At 42.4% G+C, this 18564-nt stretch carries 16 protein-coding genes; 7 read left to right on the top strand and 9 right to left on the bottom strand.

Features of this window, described 5'->3' with window-relative positions; all coding sequences use genetic code 11:
- Positions 1 to 7: 7 nt before the first annotated feature.
- Positions 8 to 556 carry a phosphodiesterase gene (yfcE, locus tag K1M91_RS07160; RefSeq protein ID WP_232801010.1) on the top strand — a complete coding sequence of 183 codons (549 nt, stop codon included), beginning with the start codon at positions 8 to 10 and terminating at the stop codon, positions 554 to 556.
- 81 nt (positions 557 to 637) lie between these two features.
- Here the strand turns inward: yfcE and K1M91_RS07165 are convergent, their stop codons facing one another.
- Complete coding sequence (locus K1M91_RS07165) at positions 638 to 1354, bottom strand: type 1 glutamine amidotransferase (protein WP_232801011.1); 717 nt, start codon at positions 1352 to 1354, stop codon at positions 638 to 640.
- A gap of 99 nt (positions 1355 to 1453) precedes the next feature.
- Between K1M91_RS07165 and K1M91_RS07170 the strand changes: the two genes are divergently transcribed.
- The 3 genes from K1M91_RS07170 to K1M91_RS07180 all read left to right on the top strand — a co-directional run bounded on the left by K1M91_RS07170 (position 1454) and on the right by K1M91_RS07180 (position 7644).
- Positions 1454 to 2257, top strand: a complete 804-nt coding sequence (locus K1M91_RS07170) for a helix-turn-helix transcriptional regulator (RefSeq protein ID WP_232801013.1) — start codon at positions 1454 to 1456, stop codon at positions 2255 to 2257.
- A 363-nt stretch (positions 2258 to 2620) separates the two neighbouring features.
- Entirely contained in the window at positions 2621 to 5755 is a 3135-nt protein-coding gene (gene ileS / locus K1M91_RS07175; RefSeq protein ID WP_232801014.1) for an isoleucine--tRNA ligase, read from the top strand.
- 779 nt (positions 5756 to 6534) lie between these two features.
- Positions 6535 to 7644 (top strand): serine hydrolase, encoded by a 1110-nt coding sequence (locus tag K1M91_RS07180; protein WP_232801016.1) that lies wholly within the window; start codon positions 6535 to 6537, stop codon positions 7642 to 7644.
- 256 nt (positions 7645 to 7900) lie between these two features.
- On the opposite strand, the gene K1M91_RS07185 is transcribed toward K1M91_RS07180, so the two are convergent.
- Genes K1M91_RS07185 through nagB form a run of 3 tightly spaced genes read right to left on the bottom strand, consistent with a single transcriptional unit; the run spans position 7901 to position 11082 of the window.
- Positions 7901 to 9124: an ROK family protein gene (locus K1M91_RS07185; protein WP_232801018.1), complete on the bottom strand. Its 1224-nt coding sequence runs from the start codon at positions 9122 to 9124 to the stop codon at positions 7901 to 7903.
- 3 nt (positions 9125 to 9127) lie between these two features.
- Entirely contained in the window at positions 9128 to 10264 is a 1137-nt protein-coding gene (gene nagA / locus K1M91_RS07190) for an N-acetylglucosamine-6-phosphate deacetylase (RefSeq protein WP_232801020.1), read from the bottom strand.
- 17 nt (positions 10265 to 10281) lie between these two features.
- Positions 10282 to 11082: a glucosamine-6-phosphate deaminase gene (gene nagB, locus K1M91_RS07195; RefSeq protein ID WP_232801022.1), complete on the bottom strand. Its 801-nt coding sequence runs from the start codon at positions 11080 to 11082 to the stop codon at positions 10282 to 10284.
- Positions 11083 to 11717: 635 nt separating this feature from the next.
- Between nagB and nagE the strand changes: the two genes are divergently transcribed.
- Complete coding sequence (gene nagE, locus K1M91_RS07200) at positions 11718 to 13214, top strand: N-acetylglucosamine-specific PTS transporter subunit IIBC (RefSeq protein ID WP_348983262.1); 1497 nt, start codon at positions 11718 to 11720, stop codon at positions 13212 to 13214.
- Between the two features lie 161 nt (positions 13215 to 13375).
- On the top strand, positions 13376 to 15049 hold the full coding sequence (gene glnS / locus K1M91_RS07205) for a glutamine--tRNA ligase (protein ID WP_232801024.1): 1674 nt from the start codon (positions 13376 to 13378) through the stop codon (positions 15047 to 15049).
- A 103-nt stretch (positions 15050 to 15152) separates the two neighbouring features.
- Here glnS and fur read toward each other — a convergent pair whose 3' ends face one another.
- The 5 genes from fur to K1M91_RS07230 form a co-directional block, all read right to left on the bottom strand.
- Complete coding sequence (fur, locus tag K1M91_RS07210) at positions 15153 to 15575, bottom strand: ferric iron uptake transcriptional regulator (protein ID WP_232801026.1); 423 nt, start codon at positions 15573 to 15575, stop codon at positions 15153 to 15155.
- A gap of 173 nt (positions 15576 to 15748) precedes the next feature.
- Entirely contained in the window at positions 15749 to 16276 is a 528-nt protein-coding gene (gene fldA / locus K1M91_RS07215) for a flavodoxin FldA (protein ID WP_232801028.1), read from the bottom strand.
- Between the two features lie 27 nt (positions 16277 to 16303).
- The gene (ybfE, locus tag K1M91_RS07220) at positions 16304 to 16579 is read right to left on the bottom strand and encodes a LexA regulated protein (RefSeq protein ID WP_232801030.1); all 276 of its coding nucleotides are present in this window, start codon (positions 16577 to 16579) and stop codon (positions 16304 to 16306) included.
- A gap of 12 nt (positions 16580 to 16591) precedes the next feature.
- A complete protein-coding gene (locus K1M91_RS07225; RefSeq protein ID WP_232801032.1) occupies positions 16592 to 16813 on the bottom strand; it encodes a DUF2788 domain-containing protein in 222 nt (73 codons plus the stop codon).
- Between the two features lie 121 nt (positions 16814 to 16934).
- Positions 16935 to 17702 carry an alpha/beta fold hydrolase gene (locus tag K1M91_RS07230; protein WP_232801034.1) on the bottom strand — a complete coding sequence of 256 codons (768 nt, stop codon included), beginning with the start codon at positions 17700 to 17702 and terminating at the stop codon, positions 16935 to 16937.
- A 274-nt stretch (positions 17703 to 17976) separates the two neighbouring features.
- Here K1M91_RS07230 and seqA point away from each other — a divergent pair, with 274 nt between their 5' ends.
- Positions 17977 to 18549, top strand: coding sequence for a replication initiation negative regulator SeqA (seqA, locus tag K1M91_RS07235; RefSeq protein WP_232801036.1), 573 nt, complete (start codon positions 17977 to 17979; stop codon positions 18547 to 18549).
- Positions 18550 to 18564 lie beyond the last annotated feature (15 nt).

The following is an 18564-nucleotide window of genomic DNA, read 5'->3' on the forward strand; positions in this document are numbered from 1 at the left end:
GGATATTATGAAACTCTTTGTTATTGCAGACATTCACGGCTCGCTCTCGTCTTTAAATCTCGCGCTAAAAGCCTTTACTCGCCAGCAGGCTGACTATCTAGTCATTTTAGGAGATGTGTTAAATCACGGTCCACGCAACGCTTTGCCCAATGGTTATGAGCCAGCGATGGTTGCCTCTAAGCTCAATGAATTTGCTAAGCGCATTATTGCTGTACGCGGTAATTGCGACAGTGAAGTAGACCAAGGCTTGCTCGATTTTCCAATTGACGCAAGTTATAACCAATTGCTTGCGAATGACAGGCGCTTCTTTTTAACCCACGGTCATGTTTACCATCCTGATGCTTTACCCCCTTTGAGCAAAGGCGATATTTTTTGCTTTGCTCATAGCCACCAACCAGTAGCGGAAAAGCGGGGGCATTTGTTTTATTTCAACCCCGGCTCCATCGCATTGCCAAGGGGAGAAGCGCCCGCTAGTTATGGGCTGATTGATCAACAGGGCTTATCAGTAAAGCGGTTGTTTGATGACGAGCTAATGTTGTATCAAGATCTCGCTTAGGCATGATGGTGAACCTTGCTAAGGCAGCGGCAACAAATTAGCAAATCGCCAATGATGTCAATAAGTAGCGGATATGGTGAGCTAGACTGTTGCCTGATAGCGTTGCGCCAATTTATCTAAGAATTCGTGTAGTTTTAGATTCATTTCATGGTAGTCATGATTCAGTAATATGTCTGCCTCATCAACAAAGCGATACTCTGCCGCTCTACTTAAATCGTCATTTTGAATTAACAGCGAAACCAGCTCTTTTGTTAGTTCCATATGGCACTGGAAACCGAATACCTTGTCACTGTAGGCAACAATCTGTCTTGGGCAGCCTTCACTGTAAGCGATAACTTTAGAATCCAAGGTCAATCCGGGCATGTCGTTGTGCCAATGACCGACGTCTAGTGTGCTACCAAAATGAGAAAAAAGTGGGTGTGTTAATCCTTCCTTGGTTAAGTTAATGGGAAATTTGCCAACCTCACGCTCAGGGCTATGTTCATATTGAGCACCTAGCGCTTCACCAATTAGTTGTGAGCCAAGGCAAACCCCAATCACTGCTTTTCCGGCATCAATGGCTGTCAAGATGACATCTTGTTCACCTTTTGTATCAAAGTGAGGACATTGCTCTTTACTCGTTGACGGATCTTGAGGTCCGCCCATTACGATTAAAAAATCGAAATCATCAACATTTTTTGGCAAGGGATCCCCCTGATAAACTTTGGAATAACTAATCGTGAAATCACGGTTTTTTGCCCAGCTTTCATAAGCACCTGGTGCTTCAAAATGTTCATGAATAATAAAATGGATGTGCATTTTTTGGCCTTTAAACTGACGATTAAATGACAATTCTATATTAAATTAATATGGCAAATATTATACTAACTGACATAAAACATAGATAAGTCGCCAAGCATGCAAGCAAATGAACTCATCCTGACATCCTCCAATAGCCAACTAATTACCAAAGCAATCCATATGCCTGCTGGCTATATTGACGAGCTTCATTCACATCCGTGGCACCAAATAGTGTTTCCCTTAACTGGCTTATTGCAGTCAACAATTGACCAAAAATCTGCCATTGTTCCTCATAATGCAATGTTATTCATACCGGAAAGTACAGTGCATAAATCCGTTGCTGTTACGGATACCCAATTTTTGGCAATTTATCTTAATCCAAGTGCATGCGTGCAATATGGTGATTGCCCAAAATCCTGTTTAGTAACCCCATTCATTAAAGAATTAATACTGCTTTTATTCGGTGAAGGTATTAGTAAATTATCGGATGTTAATCTTACAAATTTGCTTGTGGTGTTAAGAGATCAAATTAAAATTGCAGGTAGTTATGATATTCCATTGTTAATCCCAGCGGATAAGCGATTGAAGTCGATCTTTACTCAACTGAGACAGCAACCAAACTTGAAACTCACACTTAAAGAGTGGTCAGTCAAGGTGGGGGCATCAGAGCGAACCCTATCAAGGCTGTGCGCTAAAGAATTTAATCAGTCTTTCTCTTTGTGGCGACAAAGTGTCAGGTTGGTTTTATCTTTACAGTTATTAAGCTCAACGCGAACGATTCAAGACATTGCTTTGGAGTTGGGTTATGCCTCGGATTCAGCCTATATTTATGCGTTCAAAAAAATGTTTAACCAGACTCCAAGCAAATATCGCAGTGATAGTTTAGCTCACGGATTAACCATTAGTGCACTTCTAGGCTAATACTTCGGATTTACCAACCAATTTGAAGATGCATGTTTCAGAGCACCCGAGTTTTCAATACTAGGCTCGTTCATGTAGGAATGTAGGCTCCTTTTAAATTAGCGTAACAGTGCTCTTGACTTTAAATCCTGAAAATAAGGCCCGCAATATTTTCAGGTTTAGACAAAATTATTAGGAGCAGTTGACATCTTTTGCCGATGATGTCATTTTTACCTCATGAATACGCAAACGCTTAGCCAACGAATTATTAGCATCATTTCTTTTGAAGTGGTGGGATAGTTTGCGTAGCTAACAAATTCAAAACCCGCCTAAGAGGCGGGTTTTTTATTACTTCACCTCTTAGGCCATTTTACAGAGGTAAGTATGTTTACAGAGCAAAAACAACATTCGTCATCGACAAATTTTTCTTTCGTTAACGCTGAACATGACGTGCTGACTTTTTGGCAGCAAAATCAGGTTTTTCAGCAATCTCTCGAACAATCGCAACATAAACCCACCTTTGTTTTCTATGATGGGCCTCCTTTTGCAACGGGGCTACCCCATCATGGCCATCTTGTCGCATCGACCATAAAAGACATAGTGCCGCGTTATCAAACGATGCTTGGCTATCATGTTGAACGTCGCTTTGGTTGGGATTGCCACGGTTTGCCCATCGAGCACGAAATAGACAAAGCTCTTGGTATGTCGGCTAAAGAGGCGGTCGAAAAATACGGCATCGCTGCCTACAACGATGAGTGTCGTGCCATTGTTCAGCGCTATAGCCAAGAATGGGAAAAAACCATCACTCGACTAGGTCGTTGGGTCGACTTTGAAAATGACTATCGCACTATGGACCCTAATTTCATGGAGTCGGTCTGGTGGGTATTTAAGCAGTTATGGGATAAAGGGATGGTTTATGAGGGCGAAAAAGTGGTTGCCTATTCTACTGAGCTGGAAACCGTATTGTCTAACTTTGAAGCGTCGTCTAACTATAAAGATGTGCAAGATCCTGCAGTGACGGTGCTATTTAAACTTGAGAATGACGAAGCCTATTTCGCCGCTTGGACCACAACACCTTGGACCTTACCTTCAAACTTAGCCTTATGTGTTAATCCGGAGTTCGATTATGTCAAAGTCTGGGATAAAACGGTTAATAAGGTAATCTGGCTTGCTCAAGGCCTTATGGAGACAGTAGTAAAAAATCATCAAGTAGAAGTCCTTGCAACGGTCAAGGGCACTGAATTGGTTGGTAAGACATATCAGCCTTTGTTCTCATATTTTGCTAGTCAGCGGCAAGAGGGGGCTTTCCAAGTCTTATCGGATGATTATGTCTCCCTTGAAAGCGGGACGGGTATCGTTCATATGGCGCCGGCATTTGGCGAAGATGATCAACGTGTTTGCCGAGCGAATAACGTGAGCGCCAGTGTTTGTCCATTAGATGGTCGAGGCCGTTTTACGCAAGAGGTCGATGATTTTTCCGGAATGTATGTTAAAGATGCGGACAAGCAAATCATCCAAACATTAAAAGACAAGGGACACTTGTATCACCATGAAACCTTGATGCACAGTTACCCCTTTTGTCCTCGCTCTGATACGCCAATCATTTACCGTACTGTGCCTTCTTGGTATGTCAAAGTGACCGCTATCCGCGATAAGTTGGTTGAGAATAATAAACAAATCAGATGGGTACCTGAGCACATACAGCAAGGTCGAATGGGAAAATGGTTAGAAAATGCCATCGATTGGGCTGTGTCCAGGAACCGTTATTGGGGCACTCCGCTACCCATCTGGGTCAATGACATCACTGGTAATCATGTTTGTATTGGTTCAATTGCCGAGCTGACTAAGCTTACGGGTAAAGCAATATCGGATTTACATCGCGACCACGTTGATGGGCTCACATTTACTGTCGCCAATGAAGAAGGTGTGTATCGTCGTATACCTGAAGTATTTGATTGTTGGTTTGAGTCTGGCTCTATGCCTTATGCGCAGGTTCATTATCCGTTTGAAAATAAACAACAGTTTGAGGCTAACTTCCCTGCCTCTTTTATTGCTGAAGGGGTCGATCAAACGCGCGGATGGTTCTATACCCTACAGGTATTGAGTGAGAGTTTGTTTGGCAAACCGCCATTTACCAATGTCATTGTAAATGGCACTGTGATGGCTGAAGACGGTAAAAAGATGTCAAAGCGGTTAAAGAACTATACCGCGCCTGACTCGTTGATGGAACAATATGGTGCTGACGCGCTGCGCTTATACCTGATCAACTCGGGTTTAGTAAAAGCAGAAGAGCAAAAATTTGTCGACAGTGGTGTTCAAGAAATGGTGCGTAAGGTGTTGTTACCTTGGTATAACGCATTTAAATTTTTTAGTACGTATGCTGATATCGATAAATGGCAGGCATCCGGCGAGTTAGCTAAAGAAAACGTTTTAGATCAATGGATTGTATCACGGTTGGAAAGCTTGATAGAGAAAGTAAACAGCGAAATGCAGGCCTATCGTTTGTACGAGGTTGTCCCACCACTGTTTGCGTTTTTAGAAGACTTAACCAATTGGTATATTCGCCTTAATCGTGCCCGTTTTTGGCAAGCTGAAATGAATGCAGACAAAGCAAGTGCTTATGCCTCCCTTTACTATTGCTTAAATACCTTTTCGACTTTGATGGCGCCATTCGCACCATTTTTATCTGAATATCTTTATCAACAACTTAACGGTTATGCTAACGATAAAGAACGGCCTATTTCTGTTCATTTGTGCGACTATCCACAAGCAAAAGCCGAACTTAAATCGCCAGCGTTGGAGCTGAGTGTACAACGTTTGCAGCATTTAGTAGTGATGGGGCGTCAGCAACGCAATGATCTAAAAATAAAGCTAAAAACGCCACTAAGCAGTGCCACTGTTTTGCATCGAGATGCCGCTGAATTACAAGATATAAAGTGCCTGTCGAGTTACATTAAATCTGAGTTGAATATCAAAACACTTAGTTTCAGCACAGATGAGAGCCAATTTATTGATTTGTACGCTAAAGCAAATTTCCCTATGTTGGGTAAACGCCTTGGCAAGCAGATGAAGCATTACGCGAGTTTAATCGCTAATTTGACGGCACAAGATATTGATCAGCTGCAGCAACAAGGCCAGTTCGAAGTCGATGGCCAACGCTTTAATGAAGATGAGATAGTTATCTTTCGCAAGGCCAAAGCTGGTGTAAATGCCGTGTCAAATCGGTTTATTTCGATGGAGTTTGATCCTGAGTTAACTGAAGAGCTGATTGCAGAAGGTATGGTGAGAGAAGTAATCAGTGGGATCCAAAAAAAGCGAAAATCAATGGGGCTCAATGTTACCGATAGAATATGGATTGCAATAAATACTTCAGACAAAGTACGGCAGTGGCTAGAAAAGTATGAAGACTACTTAAAGACGGAAACCTTGGCCATTGAGCTGGATTTCGAGCTAGCGCAAGGATTAGGTGAGCCTTATGAGTTAGAGCTGGGTACTATCTATATTGATGTTCGAAAATAACTTAGTCAATGCGCTACTCAGCTAAATGCGGTAGCGCATTGTTAAGTGAAGGTGCTGACGAATCTTCTCATAATTTAAGCATCGTTGTTTGATGGATCACCTTTATATATTCATAGAGCGCCCACTCTAAATCCGCGCTACATATTCGGTGAACCTGCCGCCTTAGCAGCTCCCTTTGCAAGCCGTGTTATTGACTGAACGTGTCGTGTTTTGATGGTGTTGGTTTGAAACTGATATTGCCAATGTTGCTGCCAGCAATGAGCCCAATGCACCAAAATACGACTTGTGCCGACAGGCTGATTCGTAGAAGGATATCTAATCGCTTAGTGCTGCGACTCCGGCAATGGCCTAGGCCAAAACTATAAGCAGGGCTTTATCAGTCCCGAAATGATTTTTCGATTTACATCTGCTTGGCCTTGAAGCTCTTATTCGAAAGTCAACTTTGATTGCTAAGTTTCACGCCCACTTCGCCTCTTAAGCGGCCAAGTTTCTTTAAGGAGAAACGGTCACCTTGGAGCAATGCTTGAGTGGAATCAATGAGGGACTGAAGTCGCTTTTTGTGAATGAAATGACATTGATTTTGTAGCTGTTGGTGTATGATATTGAGTTGACGTATCTCGTTGTAATCTTGTTTTTTTTTGGCGAAATTAATTAGATCACACTACGAGGTGCGTTTCTATACATATGATAGCGAACGATATTTTGTGGGGACTCGCTAGCTTAAGTTATTAGGTTAGCTTTGAAATGTGATTTACATAATTTTTGGTGAATGAGTAATCATGAATGCGTTATATTTTTTTATACTTTTTATTTCATTTTCGGTTCAAGCCGTAAGGTTAGATAAAGTTAACCTACCTAAGCAAGGGGCATATGAATTTGGTAGTGAGCGCTCAGTCACCATTCCTAATTTAAAAAAAGGTTGTGTTGATGGGGTAGTTGAAAGAGCATTTAATCGAATAGTTGGTGCGACCAATACTCAGCAAGATGAGTTTATAACATCTGTTCTTGTCTATTATAAAGGTAAACCATGTCTTTCTTATATCGCAAATGGTCACGGAGATAAGAATCTCTATACCTTAAATTCGGTTACTAAGAGTATAACAAGTATTTTGGTTGGGGTGGCAATTGATAAAGGGTTTATAGATGGTGTCGGTGACGCTGCCTCTAAATATATTTCAGTAAGTTACAACTTTCTCGACGAAATAACCATACATGAATTGCTAACAATGTCGGCAAATATAAAATGGAATAATAATGATGTCTTTGTTAACGGTGAGGTTAACCTTAATTCACTACCTATGGAGTTCATGTATCACAAAAATCCTTTGAAATTTATTTCCACGTTAAGCAGGAAGAGTGTTAATAGCTTTGAATACAATGAATATTCCGCCTATTTATTAGGTAAAATTATAGAAGAAGCAAGTGGGTTGCCTATTCATATATTTGCAAAAAAATACCTTTTTGACCCGCTTGATATTAATTATTTCGAATGGACAATGCTCGGTGATAAAAGCGCTAATATGTCCGGAGGTTTGTGGTTAACAACATGGGATGTAGCGAAAATTGGCCAGTTAATAATGAATAGAGGAGTGTGGAGAAGCGAGCAAGTTGTCAGTTCTGGCTGGGTAGATGTGTCTACTAAAGCTCATACAAAAACAGCTATGAGTTGGGATTCGTACGGATATCTTTGGTGGCTTAAGAGGCAAATCATTAATGGCAAGGAGTTTGAACTAATATCAGCTCGGGGGACTGGAGGACAAACAGTCATAATTATGCCAGAACAAGAGGTTGTGGCAGTTATTACGGGGAACTATTTTCCTGAAAAAATGTTAGGCCACAAAGATTTCGATCGGCATTTTATTATGCGTTTTTTAACAAGATATTTTTAGTGTGTTCCGACCGTGCTTTCATAGCTAATTCCAGATTTAAAAATAGTGTGATCACATGTTCATTTATGCGCAATATTGTCAGCAGCCTCTTGACCTTGATCCCCTATTTTGATTTATTGCTGCTATTTAACGGTCACTCATTATGTTTGCTCCTCAGCCCGCCATTAACGTTTAGATCACTTGGGATTAATCGCCGTTTGTTGTCACGAAGTGGGGTTGCCTCGCATGATTGAGCGCATCAGTCGGCTTACAACCATTACTGCTGACGATTGCCTTCCATAATGGTTTGTAATAACGAGCCATCAAGTAACACGCGCTTGACTAGGGCAAAACCGCCCATGGTTGGCTGCTTTTGAAATTTTGCTGGCACAATCGGCAAGTTGTCATGAAAGCTAGGCAAAGATTGATGGTGAACACATTGTTTAATGGCTGGCAGCAATACTTGGTCTGCCGCCATTATCTCTCCGGCAATTAACACTTTTTCAGGGTTAAATAAGTTCACCATGATCGCGATAGCTTGGCCGAGATATTTACCGACATTAGTAAGCACTGAAATCGCAAGCGCGTCGCCTTTGTTGGCCGCTTGGCAAATACTGGAAATGTCGATTTGCTTGCCGCCGAGGCTGCTTTGACGGCCTTCTTCAATATACTGCTTAACCTGTTCAACTATGGCTTCATTAGACGCCACGGTTTCGAGGCAGCCATAGTTGCCACAATGGCAGCGTTTACCTAATGGATCAATTTGGATATGGCCTATTTCACCCACATTTCGGTTACTTCCAAGAAATACTTGGCCACGAGACATAATCCCTGAGCCGGTACCGTGATGGATAGTGATAAGAATAGAATCGTCACAATCGTTTGATGCGCCAAAGTAGTGCTCGGCCAGTGCCATGGCGCGGGTGTCGTTACCGACAAAGGCTGGCATTGAAAAGCGTCGTGAGATGATGTCTGCCAGTGGGCAGTTGCGCATATTGTATCGGGGCGTATAAATTACAATACCAGATTGCGGGTTAACCAAACCCGATAAGGTTACCGCAATGGCGATTAACTTTTTGGTTTTACGTGCATACTCGTCAATAAAGTCGGCTAATGTTTGGCAGAGAAACTCGACTAAATCATCTTGCTCTGTTACTTGAATCGGTAGCTGGATACCTACAATTTCTTTGCCGGATAAATCGTATAAAGAAAGGGTAAGAAGTCGCCGGCCAATTTTGGCGGCGACAAAATGAAATTTGGATGTCTCGGTGGTGAGTGAGATCGCGCGTCGGCCGCCGGTTGAAGCTTGTTGTGCAACTTCTTTAATTAACCCGTGTTCAATTAACTGGCGGGTAATTTTGGTGACACTTGCCGGAGCCAGTTGACTGACTTCGGCAATTTTAACGCGAGAGATTGGCCCTTGAGAATCAACTAAGCGATAAACAGCTGCGCTATTTACTTGTTTAATTAAATCTACATTGGCTATCAATCCGTTTTTCATTATTTATTGCTTCTTATAAAGACCGTTAACCACGGTACCGGTTACTTTGAAGTCACTGTTGAAAATAGCCAAGTTGGCTACTTTACCCGGCGCGATGGTGCCCAGTTTATCTTCGACAGAGACGGCTTTCGCAGGATAAAGAGTGGCCATGCGAATAGCTTCATCTAATTCAATACCAACGAACTTAACCGATTGTTCGATTGACTCGATCATGGTTACTGCGCTGCCACCTAAGGTGCCGTCTGCGCCGAAACATTTACCATCTTTGTAGTATACCGTGGTACCGACAAAGTCGAATTGGTCAATATTTGCACCTGCAGGTGCCGTCGCATCAGTAACTAAAATCAGTTTGTCACCTTTGATTTTTTTTGAAATGCGCACGTTCGGATAAGCAACATGGAAACCATCTACAATGATGCCAGTGTAAACATCTTCACTGTCATAAACTGCGCCAAGTACTCCAGGCTCACGGCCTGTCATTGGGCTCATCGCATTGAATAGATGGGTAGCAAAAGTCGCACCAGCATCGATAGCTGCTTTGGCTTGCTCATAAGTTGCATTGGTATGGCCTAGTGATACCACAACACCTGCTTGAGATAATTGTTTAATTACTTCAATAGGGGTGTTTTCTGGTGCCAGTGTGACCTTGCTCACTACATCGGCGTTTTCACAAATCAAATCAATCATTTCTTGAGCTGGTTTGCGAATAAACTCAGGGCGGTGAATACCTTTTTTCTCTAGGCTTAAATAAGGCCCTTCTAGATGTAACCCTAATACTTCATTAGGCGTTGCATCCATGTACTGACGACCTACTTGCAGTGCCGCTTTCATATCTTCGTCTGAAGATGTGATCAGGGTGGGTAGGTAGCTAGTACAACCTGATTTCAGATTGGCTTCTTGCATGATTTGCAGTGTTTTAATCGACACATCATCATTAAACATCACGCCACCACAGCCATTAAGCTGTAGATCGATAAAGCCTGGGGCAAGATTGGCGCCATTCAAATCAACTTGCTCGATATCGGCTGCTATATCAGCAGCCGCAACGATCGAGTGAATTTGGTCGCCTTCAACTAATACAGCATGCTCAGTAAGCACCGCTTCAGTTGTGTAAATTGTACAGTTAGTTAACGCGTACATCTGTCACTCCTTAGGGCTTAAAGGTTACCTACATTGCCAGCTTCAAGCTCTTTGAAGTATTTTAGGGTTTTCACTTTCAGTTCTAGTGTTGCTGGCTCGTCACAAGCGATAATTGATTTAGGGTGAAGTTGCAGTGCAGATACCGTCCATAAATGGTTTACGCTACCTTCAACTGCGGCTTCAAGTGCTTGTGCCTTGTTATGACCTGTTACTAAGATCAATACTTCTTTTGCATCAAGTAGTGTGCCGACACCAATGGTTAGGGCAATTTTTGGCACTTGGTTGATGTCGTTGTCAAAGAAACGTGAGTTAGCGATGCGGGTATCTGGCGTTAATGTTTTGATACGTGTACGAGACGCTAACGATGATGCTGGCTCGTTAAATGCGATGTGGCCGTCTGTGCCTACGCCACCCATGAATAGGTTGATTTGGCCGTAGCTTTTGATTTTGTCTTCGTAACGTTGGCATTCCGCTTCTAAATCTTCGGCATTACCGTCAAGTAGGTTGATGTTCTTTTCTTGAATATTGATGTGATTGAAGAAGTTGTTGTACATGAAGCTGCGGTAGCTTTCTGGATGATCAGGGGCGATGCCTACGTATTCATCCATGTTGAATGTGACGACATGCTCAAAACTTACTTCGCCCGCTTTGTTAAGTTCAATTAAACGCTTGTAAGTGTTTAGAGGCGTACCACCAGTAGGACAACCTAGTACAAAAGGGCGTTCAGCGGTTGGCGCAAACTTGTTAATACGATCAGCGATGTAGCGTGCAGACCAAAGGCCAACGTCTTTTGCTGTGTCAAGTGGGATAAGTCTCATGAGGTATCTCTCCAGTACAAATTAAAAGGATTAAAGTGAATGTAATTTACGTTGTGGGTGATAATCTCACCCCTAAATTTAAAGTCATTGTGGCGATTGTCGTGAAATATTGCAATAGTTAATTCGCAGCGAGAAGAAACTTTTCTTAGTATTTGTGATGGCTTTTAGCAAGTTTTTATTTTTCTGGCCAAAATTACATATTTTTAGCAAGAATCTAAGCTGAAGGCATTAAATAAGTGTATGATTTTACTTTGTAGTATTAGTACTACTCAAGGTCAAATATCGCCACCGAAGCAACGTTTCGTAATTTATCATCGCATTCAGTCAGTTTGAGCTCACCATAAGGCCCTTTCATATTGTTCTTGCTACCTTGGCATAATGGCCTCAAATTGCCATATAGAAGCTTTTAAGAGGCTCATTGGAGCTAATTATGTGGTGTTAAGCACAGTTATGAGACTAAAGGTGTAGTGCTGTTGACCGTGATCACAAAAGTTTTGAATATTAATTTGCGCAGCGAAATAAATCCCTTATGCTGCCATCTATGCTTGCTTTAGGTAGATAAAAGCTAGCTTAAAAATAAAAAATCTACGCACTCAAATACACACATAATGACCTATTGGAAAGGAGAGGTAATTGTGAATATTCTTGGTTATTTACAAAAGATTGGTAGAGCGCTAATGGTCCCCGTGGCCGTTTTGCCAGCTGCTGCCGTATTAATGGGTATTGGTTACTACATTGACCCAACGGGTTGGGGTGGTGGTAATGCTATGGCCGCATTCCTGATTAAATCAGGTGCAGCGATCATTGATAACATGTCAGTACTGTTCGCCATTGGTGTGGCATACGGCATGTCAAAAGATAAAGACGGTGCAGCGGCTTTAGCAGGTTTTGTTACCTTTATGGTAATTACGACCCTTCTTGGTCCAGGTGCAGTGGAGCAAATTGGCTTAGTTGCAATGGACAGCCCTGAAACGAAACTTGCGTTTGCTAAAATTAGCAACCAGTTTGTGGGTATCCTATCAGGTGTGGTTGCGGCTGAGATTTACAACCGTTTCTACCAAGTAGAGCTACACAAAGCACTATCATTCTTCAGCGGTAAACGCCTTGTTCCTATCTTATGTTCTTGGGCTGCTATTGTTCTTGCATTTGTGCTTATGTACATCTGGCCAATCATCTTCGGTGGCCTAATTCACTTTGGTGAAGCAATTACGGGTATGGGTGATTTTGGTGCAGGTCTATACGGTTTCTTCAACCGTCTGCTTATCCCTGTTGGTCTACACCACGCACTAAACACAGTATTCTGGTTTGATTTCGCAGGCATTAACGATCTAGGTAACTGGTGGGCTGCTGGCGAAGTGGTTAACGGTGTGAAACTAGACGCTGATGGCAACACAATTGCAGTTGTAGGCGAAACAGGTCGCTACATGGCTGGTTTCTTCCCTGTAATGATGTTTGGTCTACCGGGTGCAGCTTTAGCTATCTACCACACAGCTAAACCAGAAAACAAAGAGCGCGTGCTATCTATCATGATTGCAGCTGGCTTTGCATCTTTCTTCACAGGTGTAACTGAGCCGCTAGAATTCTCATTCATGTTCGTAGCGCCTGTACTGTACTTCTTACACGCTGTATTAACAGGTATCTCGCTATTCATCGCAGCTTCTATGCAATGGACAGCAGGCTTTGGTTTCTCAGCAGGTCTTGTGGATTTATTCTTATCAGCAAACAACCCGCTAGCGAACAAATGGTACATGCTAGTAGCACAAGGTTTAGTGTTCTTCGCTATCTACTACAGCGTATTCCGCTTTGTGATTGTTAAGTTCAACCTTGCAACACCAGGTCGTGAAGCAGTTGAAGCAAACACTTCTTCTAAAGCAAGTGGTAATGAAAGCAAGCGTGAACTAGCTGAAAAATACTTAGCGGCGTTAGGTGGTGCAGATAACCTAACAGTTATTGATGCTTGTATTACTCGTTTACGTCTGACTCTTAAAGACCGCAGCGTGATTGACGAAGGCACCCTTAAAGGCTTAGGCGCTATGGGTGTGGTGAAACTAGGTGATAACAACTTACAAGTTATCCTAGGTCCACAAGCAGAGCTTGTTGCTAGCGAAATGAAAGCTATCGCAGGTAAATAATCAACTGGGTCTTAACCTAGTATGAACTAAGGGAGCTTCGGCTCCCTTTTTTGTTGCTAAAATATATCATTGCGATGCGATCAGCTATTGTGCTTAAGCCGCGAATGGGGGATCATTAGCGGCTATTTTATTGGTATTATTTTAATTACTCGAGGTATGCGATGAGTCAGGCGGACATTCGTCCTAGCAATTTCATTCGTCAAATCATTGATGAAGATATTAAAAACGGTAAGCACGGTGGACGCGTACATACCCGTTTTCCACCTGAGCCAAACGGTTACTTACATATAGGTCACGCGAAATCGATTTGTTTAAACTTCGGTATTGCTCGTGATTACGATAATGCGCTATGTAACTTGCGCTTTGACGATACCAATCCAGAAAAAGAAGACATTGACTACGTTGAAGCAATTAAGCGTGACGTGCAATGGTTAGGGTTTAACTGGCACGGTGATATTAATTACGCGTCCAACTACTTTGACCAATTGTACCAATTTGCGGTTGAGCTAATTGAAGCAGGCAAAGCCTATGTATGTCAGTTAAATGCTGAAGAAACACGCCAATACCGCGGTACTCTGATTGAGCCTGGTAAAAATAGTCCTTACCGCGATCGCCCAATTGAAGAAAACTTAGATTTATTCCAGCGCATGCGTGCGGGTGAGTTTAAAGAAGGCGAAATGATGTTGCGTGCCAAGATTGACATGGCATCGCCTAACATGAAAATGCGCGATCCGGTGATCTATCGTATTCGTTTCGCTCATCACCATCAAACCGGTGACAAGTGGTGCATTTATCCCATGTACGACTTTACTCATTGTATCTCGGATGCGCTCGAAGGTATTACCCATAGCCTGTGTACTCTTGAGTTTGAAGACCACCGTCCGCTATATGACTGGGTATTGGATAATATCACCATCCCATGTCATCCACAGCAAATTGAATTTTCACGTTTAAACCTAGAAAGTACGTTAACGTCGAAGCGTAAGCTAAATGCTTTAGTGACAGAAAAGATTGTCAGTGGTTGGAATGACCCGCGTATGCCTACTATTGCTGGTATTCGCCGTCGTGGCTATACACCTGCTTCTATTGTTGATTTTTGTCAGCGCATTGGTGTTACCAAGCAAGAAAACACTGTTGAAATGGCGATGTTAGAAGCGTGTATTCGTGAAGATCTTGAAGTGAATGCTCCACGTGCAATGGCGGTAATTGATCCACTTAAAATTGTGATTGAAAACTACCCTGAAGATCAGGTTGAAATGATCAATGCGGCTAATCATCCAAAAGATGAAACCATGGGAACTCGTGAGTTACCTTTTAGTCGTGAAATTTATATTGATCGTGATGACTTCCGTGAAGAAGCCAATAAAAAGTACAAGCGTTTGGTGTTAGGCAAAGAAGTGCGTTTACGTAATGCTTATGTGATCAAAGCTGAACAAGTGATTAAAGATGAGCAAGGTGAAATAGTTGAGCTACGTTGTAGCTATGATACTGATACCTTGGGCAAAAACCCTGCTGATGGTCGCAAGGTAAAAGGTGTGATCCATTGGGTGAGCGCGGCGCAAAACGTGCCTGCGGAAATTCGTTTATATGACCGTTTGTTTACTGTTGCCAACCCGGGGAGTGCTGAAGATATTCACGAGGTGTTAAACCCTGATTCTTTAGTGGTTAAACAAGGCTTTGCAGAGTTGTCATTAGCCAATGCTGAGCCTCTAAAAGCGTATCAGTTTGAACGCGAGGGTTACTTTTGCTTAGATGATGTGGATACCAGCGAAGGTAAACTTGTATTTAACCGCACTGTTACCTTACGTGATACTTGGGGCAAAGTGGAAGGCTGATCTTGAGGCAATAAACAGACCCTACTAAAAAAGCCGCTATTGCGGCTTTTTTATTAGTTGACTACCGACATCTTTGACTTAGGTGTCGTATTGTTGACGTAACTTAGTGGTTACATTTACCATCAACTGAGCGGCCATAAAGGTATAAGCTGTGGTTAGTGAGCTCAATACCGTTCTCGGCTGCAATTTTTTCTTGGCGATCTTCAATCATTTGATCAGTAAACTCAATCACTTCGCCACAGTCTAAACATACAAGGTGGTCGTGGTGCTCTATTGTCGATAGTTCAAATACCGATTTGCCGCCTTCAAAATGGTGACGCGTGACAATGCCTGCGTCATCAAACTGGTTAAGGACACGATAAACGGTCGCTAAACCAATTTCTTCACCGAGTTCGATAAGTTTTTTGTAGAGATCTTCTGCGCTGATGTGCTGGCTATCAGGCTGTCTTAAAAGCTCAAGAATCTTGAGCCGAGGCAGGGTGACTTTTAAACCTGCCTGTTTGAGTGCTTTATTGTTATCGGCCATGGTAGGGATATTGTCCTGATATTTTGCGTGAAATCGGAGTTATTCCGATACGAATATATTTAGCTTACAATGCTTTTGTTAAAGTGGGCAAGGTCCACCTTAACAAAAATAGCATTCAATTGTATTTATAATATGACACCGCGGGCACGCGAGGCTCATATCTACTCAGAGAATTAATCTTCTAACTCTGCTAAGCACATTTCGTCGTAGATTTGTTTCACCCAAGTTTCAACACGCTCTGCAGTTAGCTCTGGTTGACGGTCTTCATCGATACCTAGCCCGATGAAATGTTGATCGTCTACGAGTGCTTTAGAGGCTTCAAATTCATAACCTTCGGTAGACCAGTGGCCGACAATGGTTGCTCCTTTTGCTTCGATGATATCGCGTAGGGTACCCATCGCATCTAAGAAGTATTCAGCATAGTCTTCTTGGTCACCACAACCGAAGATAGCGACCAATTTTTCACTAAAATCAATTTCTTCTAGCTCGGGAAAGAAGTCGTCCCAGTCACATTGCGCTTCGCCGTAGTACCAAGTTGGGATACCAAACAAAAGTAAGCTGAATTCATCGATTTCAGCTTGGCTACTTTTAGCGATGTCTTTCACTTCAACTAGCTTTTTACCAAGTTGCTTTTGGATCATTTTTGCGACGGCTTCAGTATTTCCTGTGTCGCTTCCAAAAAATATCCCTACACTTGCCATATCGAAATTACCTGTTGTTTAAGATTACTATTGTGGTGTGAGCTGTTGTTCTAAAATATAAACAATGAGTTCACTGCGGCTAATGTTTTGCTGCAATGCCAAATCGTTTAGCTGTTCAAACAACTGTTGCTCCACCTTTAATTCTACTCGTCTCAAACCTTTCGCTTTATCGCGTTTGATTTGATTGCGTTTGTTAATTTTAAGTTGTTGTTCGCGCGATAGCGGATTCGTTTTCGGCCTACCTGGCCGTTTATCCTCAGAGAAAAGGTCTATCGTCGTTCTATCAGTTAGCTCTTTTGCCATGTTTCTTACTGCTTAACCTAGCCCGTTAGACTCCCAAAAAACTTCAATAATGCCTTTGGATACAAATCCCGCACAGCCTAAAAACAATACCATCCATACAATTGTACGGCCAAATTTAGGCACATTACTGCGCTTTAATACATCATTAATTGAAAGCCCAATAAGTAGGAAAATCATGATGTAAAAGCCATAAAGGCCTAAAGTTTCTATTTCTTCAACATATTCACTTAACATAAGACACTTAATTTAAGATCAGTTAGGCTCAATTAGACCCAAGTAACGTCAAGGCCTATGCGCAGCGAGGGTTGCTTGGGTATCTAAACCGCGGGAATATACCATAACTGATGCCCATTCGCTAACTTGTTGCGTGTAAAAAATCGTTTACTAATTTATTAAAAATGGCTGGCTTTTCAGCATGCAACCAATGCCCAGTGCCCATGATCATTTTTATTTTTGCATTGGGAAAATGGCGCCGCCCGTGTGGCCAATAGTCGTCAATAATGTAGTCGGACAACTGCCCCTTTATAAACAGGGTTGGTCCATTGAATTTCTGGTCGGTATCAGGCCACGCAATGATGTCTGAGTAGCCCTCGACTAAGGCGGCTAAGTTATAGCGCCAAATCATTTTATCTTTATGGTGGTATAAAGACTTAAGCAAAAACTGTTGTACACCAACCTCTTCAACGTGTTTGGCTAAATATTGTTGCGCTTGGCCACGGGTTTTTACCTCACTTTCAGCAACGGCTTGTAAGCCGGCAAACACGCCTTGGTGACGAGGCTCGTAGTTGACGGGTGACATATCGGCTACCACTAATTTATGCACTTTTTCTGGTGCTTTCAGAGCTACCATCATGGCAATTTTACCGCCCATTGAATGGCCTACCAGTGAGAAGGTTTTAATGTCGAGTAGTTTCGCTAACTTCAGCACATCATCGGCCATTTCTTCGTAGGCCATACTTGGGTGGTGCGGCGATTCGCCATGATTGCGAACGTCTATCGAAATGACTCGGTAATGATGGCTCAGTACTTGGTGCAACAAGCCAAAGTTAGACAAGCTACCAAATAAGCCATGGATAAGAAAGACGGACTCTCCCTGACCATTTATTTTGTAATTAAGTTGCATGGGTTACTCTTTCATTAACTGTGTTGTCATTTTGATGCAATATAGTATCAATTATCTCTGCCACTGGCTTAGACATCTCAGGTGCTTAGCATAAAGAGAATCAGTCGCGATAACCAGAGCGTTTCAAACTCGCCTTTAACATTCTTGGAACTCACCTCGGCCCAGCTTGAATACATACTGAGCAAGTGTACTGATAGATCAGCGCAAAGTCTTGGAGTGTCAGCCTGAGTCTGGGTATAATCCCCCCATGTTTTGTCGGAAATACCTGTAAGAAATGAAAAAAATAGAGCTTGATGATGAGTTGTATCAATATATTGCTGCTCAAACAAAAGATATAGGTGAAAGCGCTTCACAAATTTTACGTCGTTTACTATCGTTACCCCCGCTAACGGATCAAGGGACGACAGAAGCAGTAAAATGCAGTGAACCCCTTGCAACAAAACAAACGGTTAAAAAAGTACTTGTTAAGGCTGAACCGTCGGTAACACAACAAGAGACGCCTGACTCCGCTAGCTTGCAGTCTTTTTTAGACAGCGCCATGTTAGCCAATGTTGAACATTCAGTAGAGCGCTTTTTGCTGATGTTGTCGCAAATGTATAAACATAACCAAGCATTATTTGCCAGTGCTAGCGAGACCACCCGTGGTCGCAAGCGCTTGTATTTAGCTACCTCGCAAGAGGCCCTTGAAGAAGGGGGGAAAACCTGTAAGCCAAGAGCGATCCCTGATACACCATTTTGGGTGATCACCAATGCTAATACAGGTAGAAAACGTATTATTATCGCGCAGTTGATGGCAAGTATGGGGTATGCCCATCATGTGATAGAAAAAGCATGTGAAAAAATCTGATATCAAACTTTAAGG

This window comes from Motilimonas sp. E26, from assembly GCF_021278025.1.
Lineage (GTDB): Bacteria > Pseudomonadota > Gammaproteobacteria > Enterobacterales > CBDFNC01 > Motilimonas.

Bases quoted from the DNA above. Each gene is read 5' to 3' on its own strand.
- yfcE (WP_232801010.1), top strand. From the start codon at position 8: ATGAAACTCTTTGTTATTGCAGACATTCACGGCTCGCTCTCGTCTTTA.
- K1M91_RS07165 (WP_232801011.1), bottom strand. From the start codon at position 1,354: ATGCACATCCATTTTATTATTCATGAACATTTTGAAGCACCAGGTGCT.
- K1M91_RS07170 (WP_232801013.1), top strand. From the start codon at position 1,454: ATGCAAGCAAATGAACTCATCCTGACATCCTCCAATAGCCAACTAATT.
- ileS (WP_232801014.1), top strand. From the start codon at position 2,621: ATGTTTACAGAGCAAAAACAACATTCGTCATCGACAAATTTTTCTTTC.
- K1M91_RS07180 (WP_232801016.1), top strand. From the start codon at position 6,535: ATGAATGCGTTATATTTTTTTATACTTTTTATTTCATTTTCGGTTCAA.
- K1M91_RS07185 (WP_232801018.1), bottom strand. From the start codon at position 9,124: ATGAAAAACGGATTGATAGCCAATGTAGATTTAATTAAACAAGTAAAT.
- nagA (WP_232801020.1), bottom strand. From the start codon at position 10,264: ATGTACGCGTTAACTAACTGTACAATTTACACAACTGAAGCGGTGCTT.
- nagB (WP_232801022.1), bottom strand. From the start codon at position 11,082: ATGAGACTTATCCCACTTGACACAGCAAAAGACGTTGGCCTTTGGTCT.
- glnS (WP_232801024.1), top strand. From the start codon at position 13,376: ATGAGTCAGGCGGACATTCGTCCTAGCAATTTCATTCGTCAAATCATT.
- fur (WP_232801026.1), bottom strand. From the start codon at position 15,575: ATGGCCGATAACAATAAAGCACTCAAACAGGCAGGTTTAAAAGTCACC.
- fldA (WP_232801028.1), bottom strand. From the start codon at position 16,276: ATGGCAAGTGTAGGGATATTTTTTGGAAGCGACACAGGAAATACTGAA.
- ybfE (WP_232801030.1), bottom strand. From the start codon at position 16,579: ATGGCAAAAGAGCTAACTGATAGAACGACGATAGACCTTTTCTCTGAG.
- K1M91_RS07225 (WP_232801032.1), bottom strand. From the start codon at position 16,813: ATGTTAAGTGAATATGTTGAAGAAATAGAAACTTTAGGCCTTTATGGC.
- K1M91_RS07230 (WP_232801034.1), bottom strand. From the start codon at position 17,702: ATGCAACTTAATTACAAAATAAATGGTCAGGGAGAGTCCGTCTTTCTT.
- seqA (WP_232801036.1), top strand. From the start codon at position 17,977: ATGAAAAAAATAGAGCTTGATGATGAGTTGTATCAATATATTGCTGCT.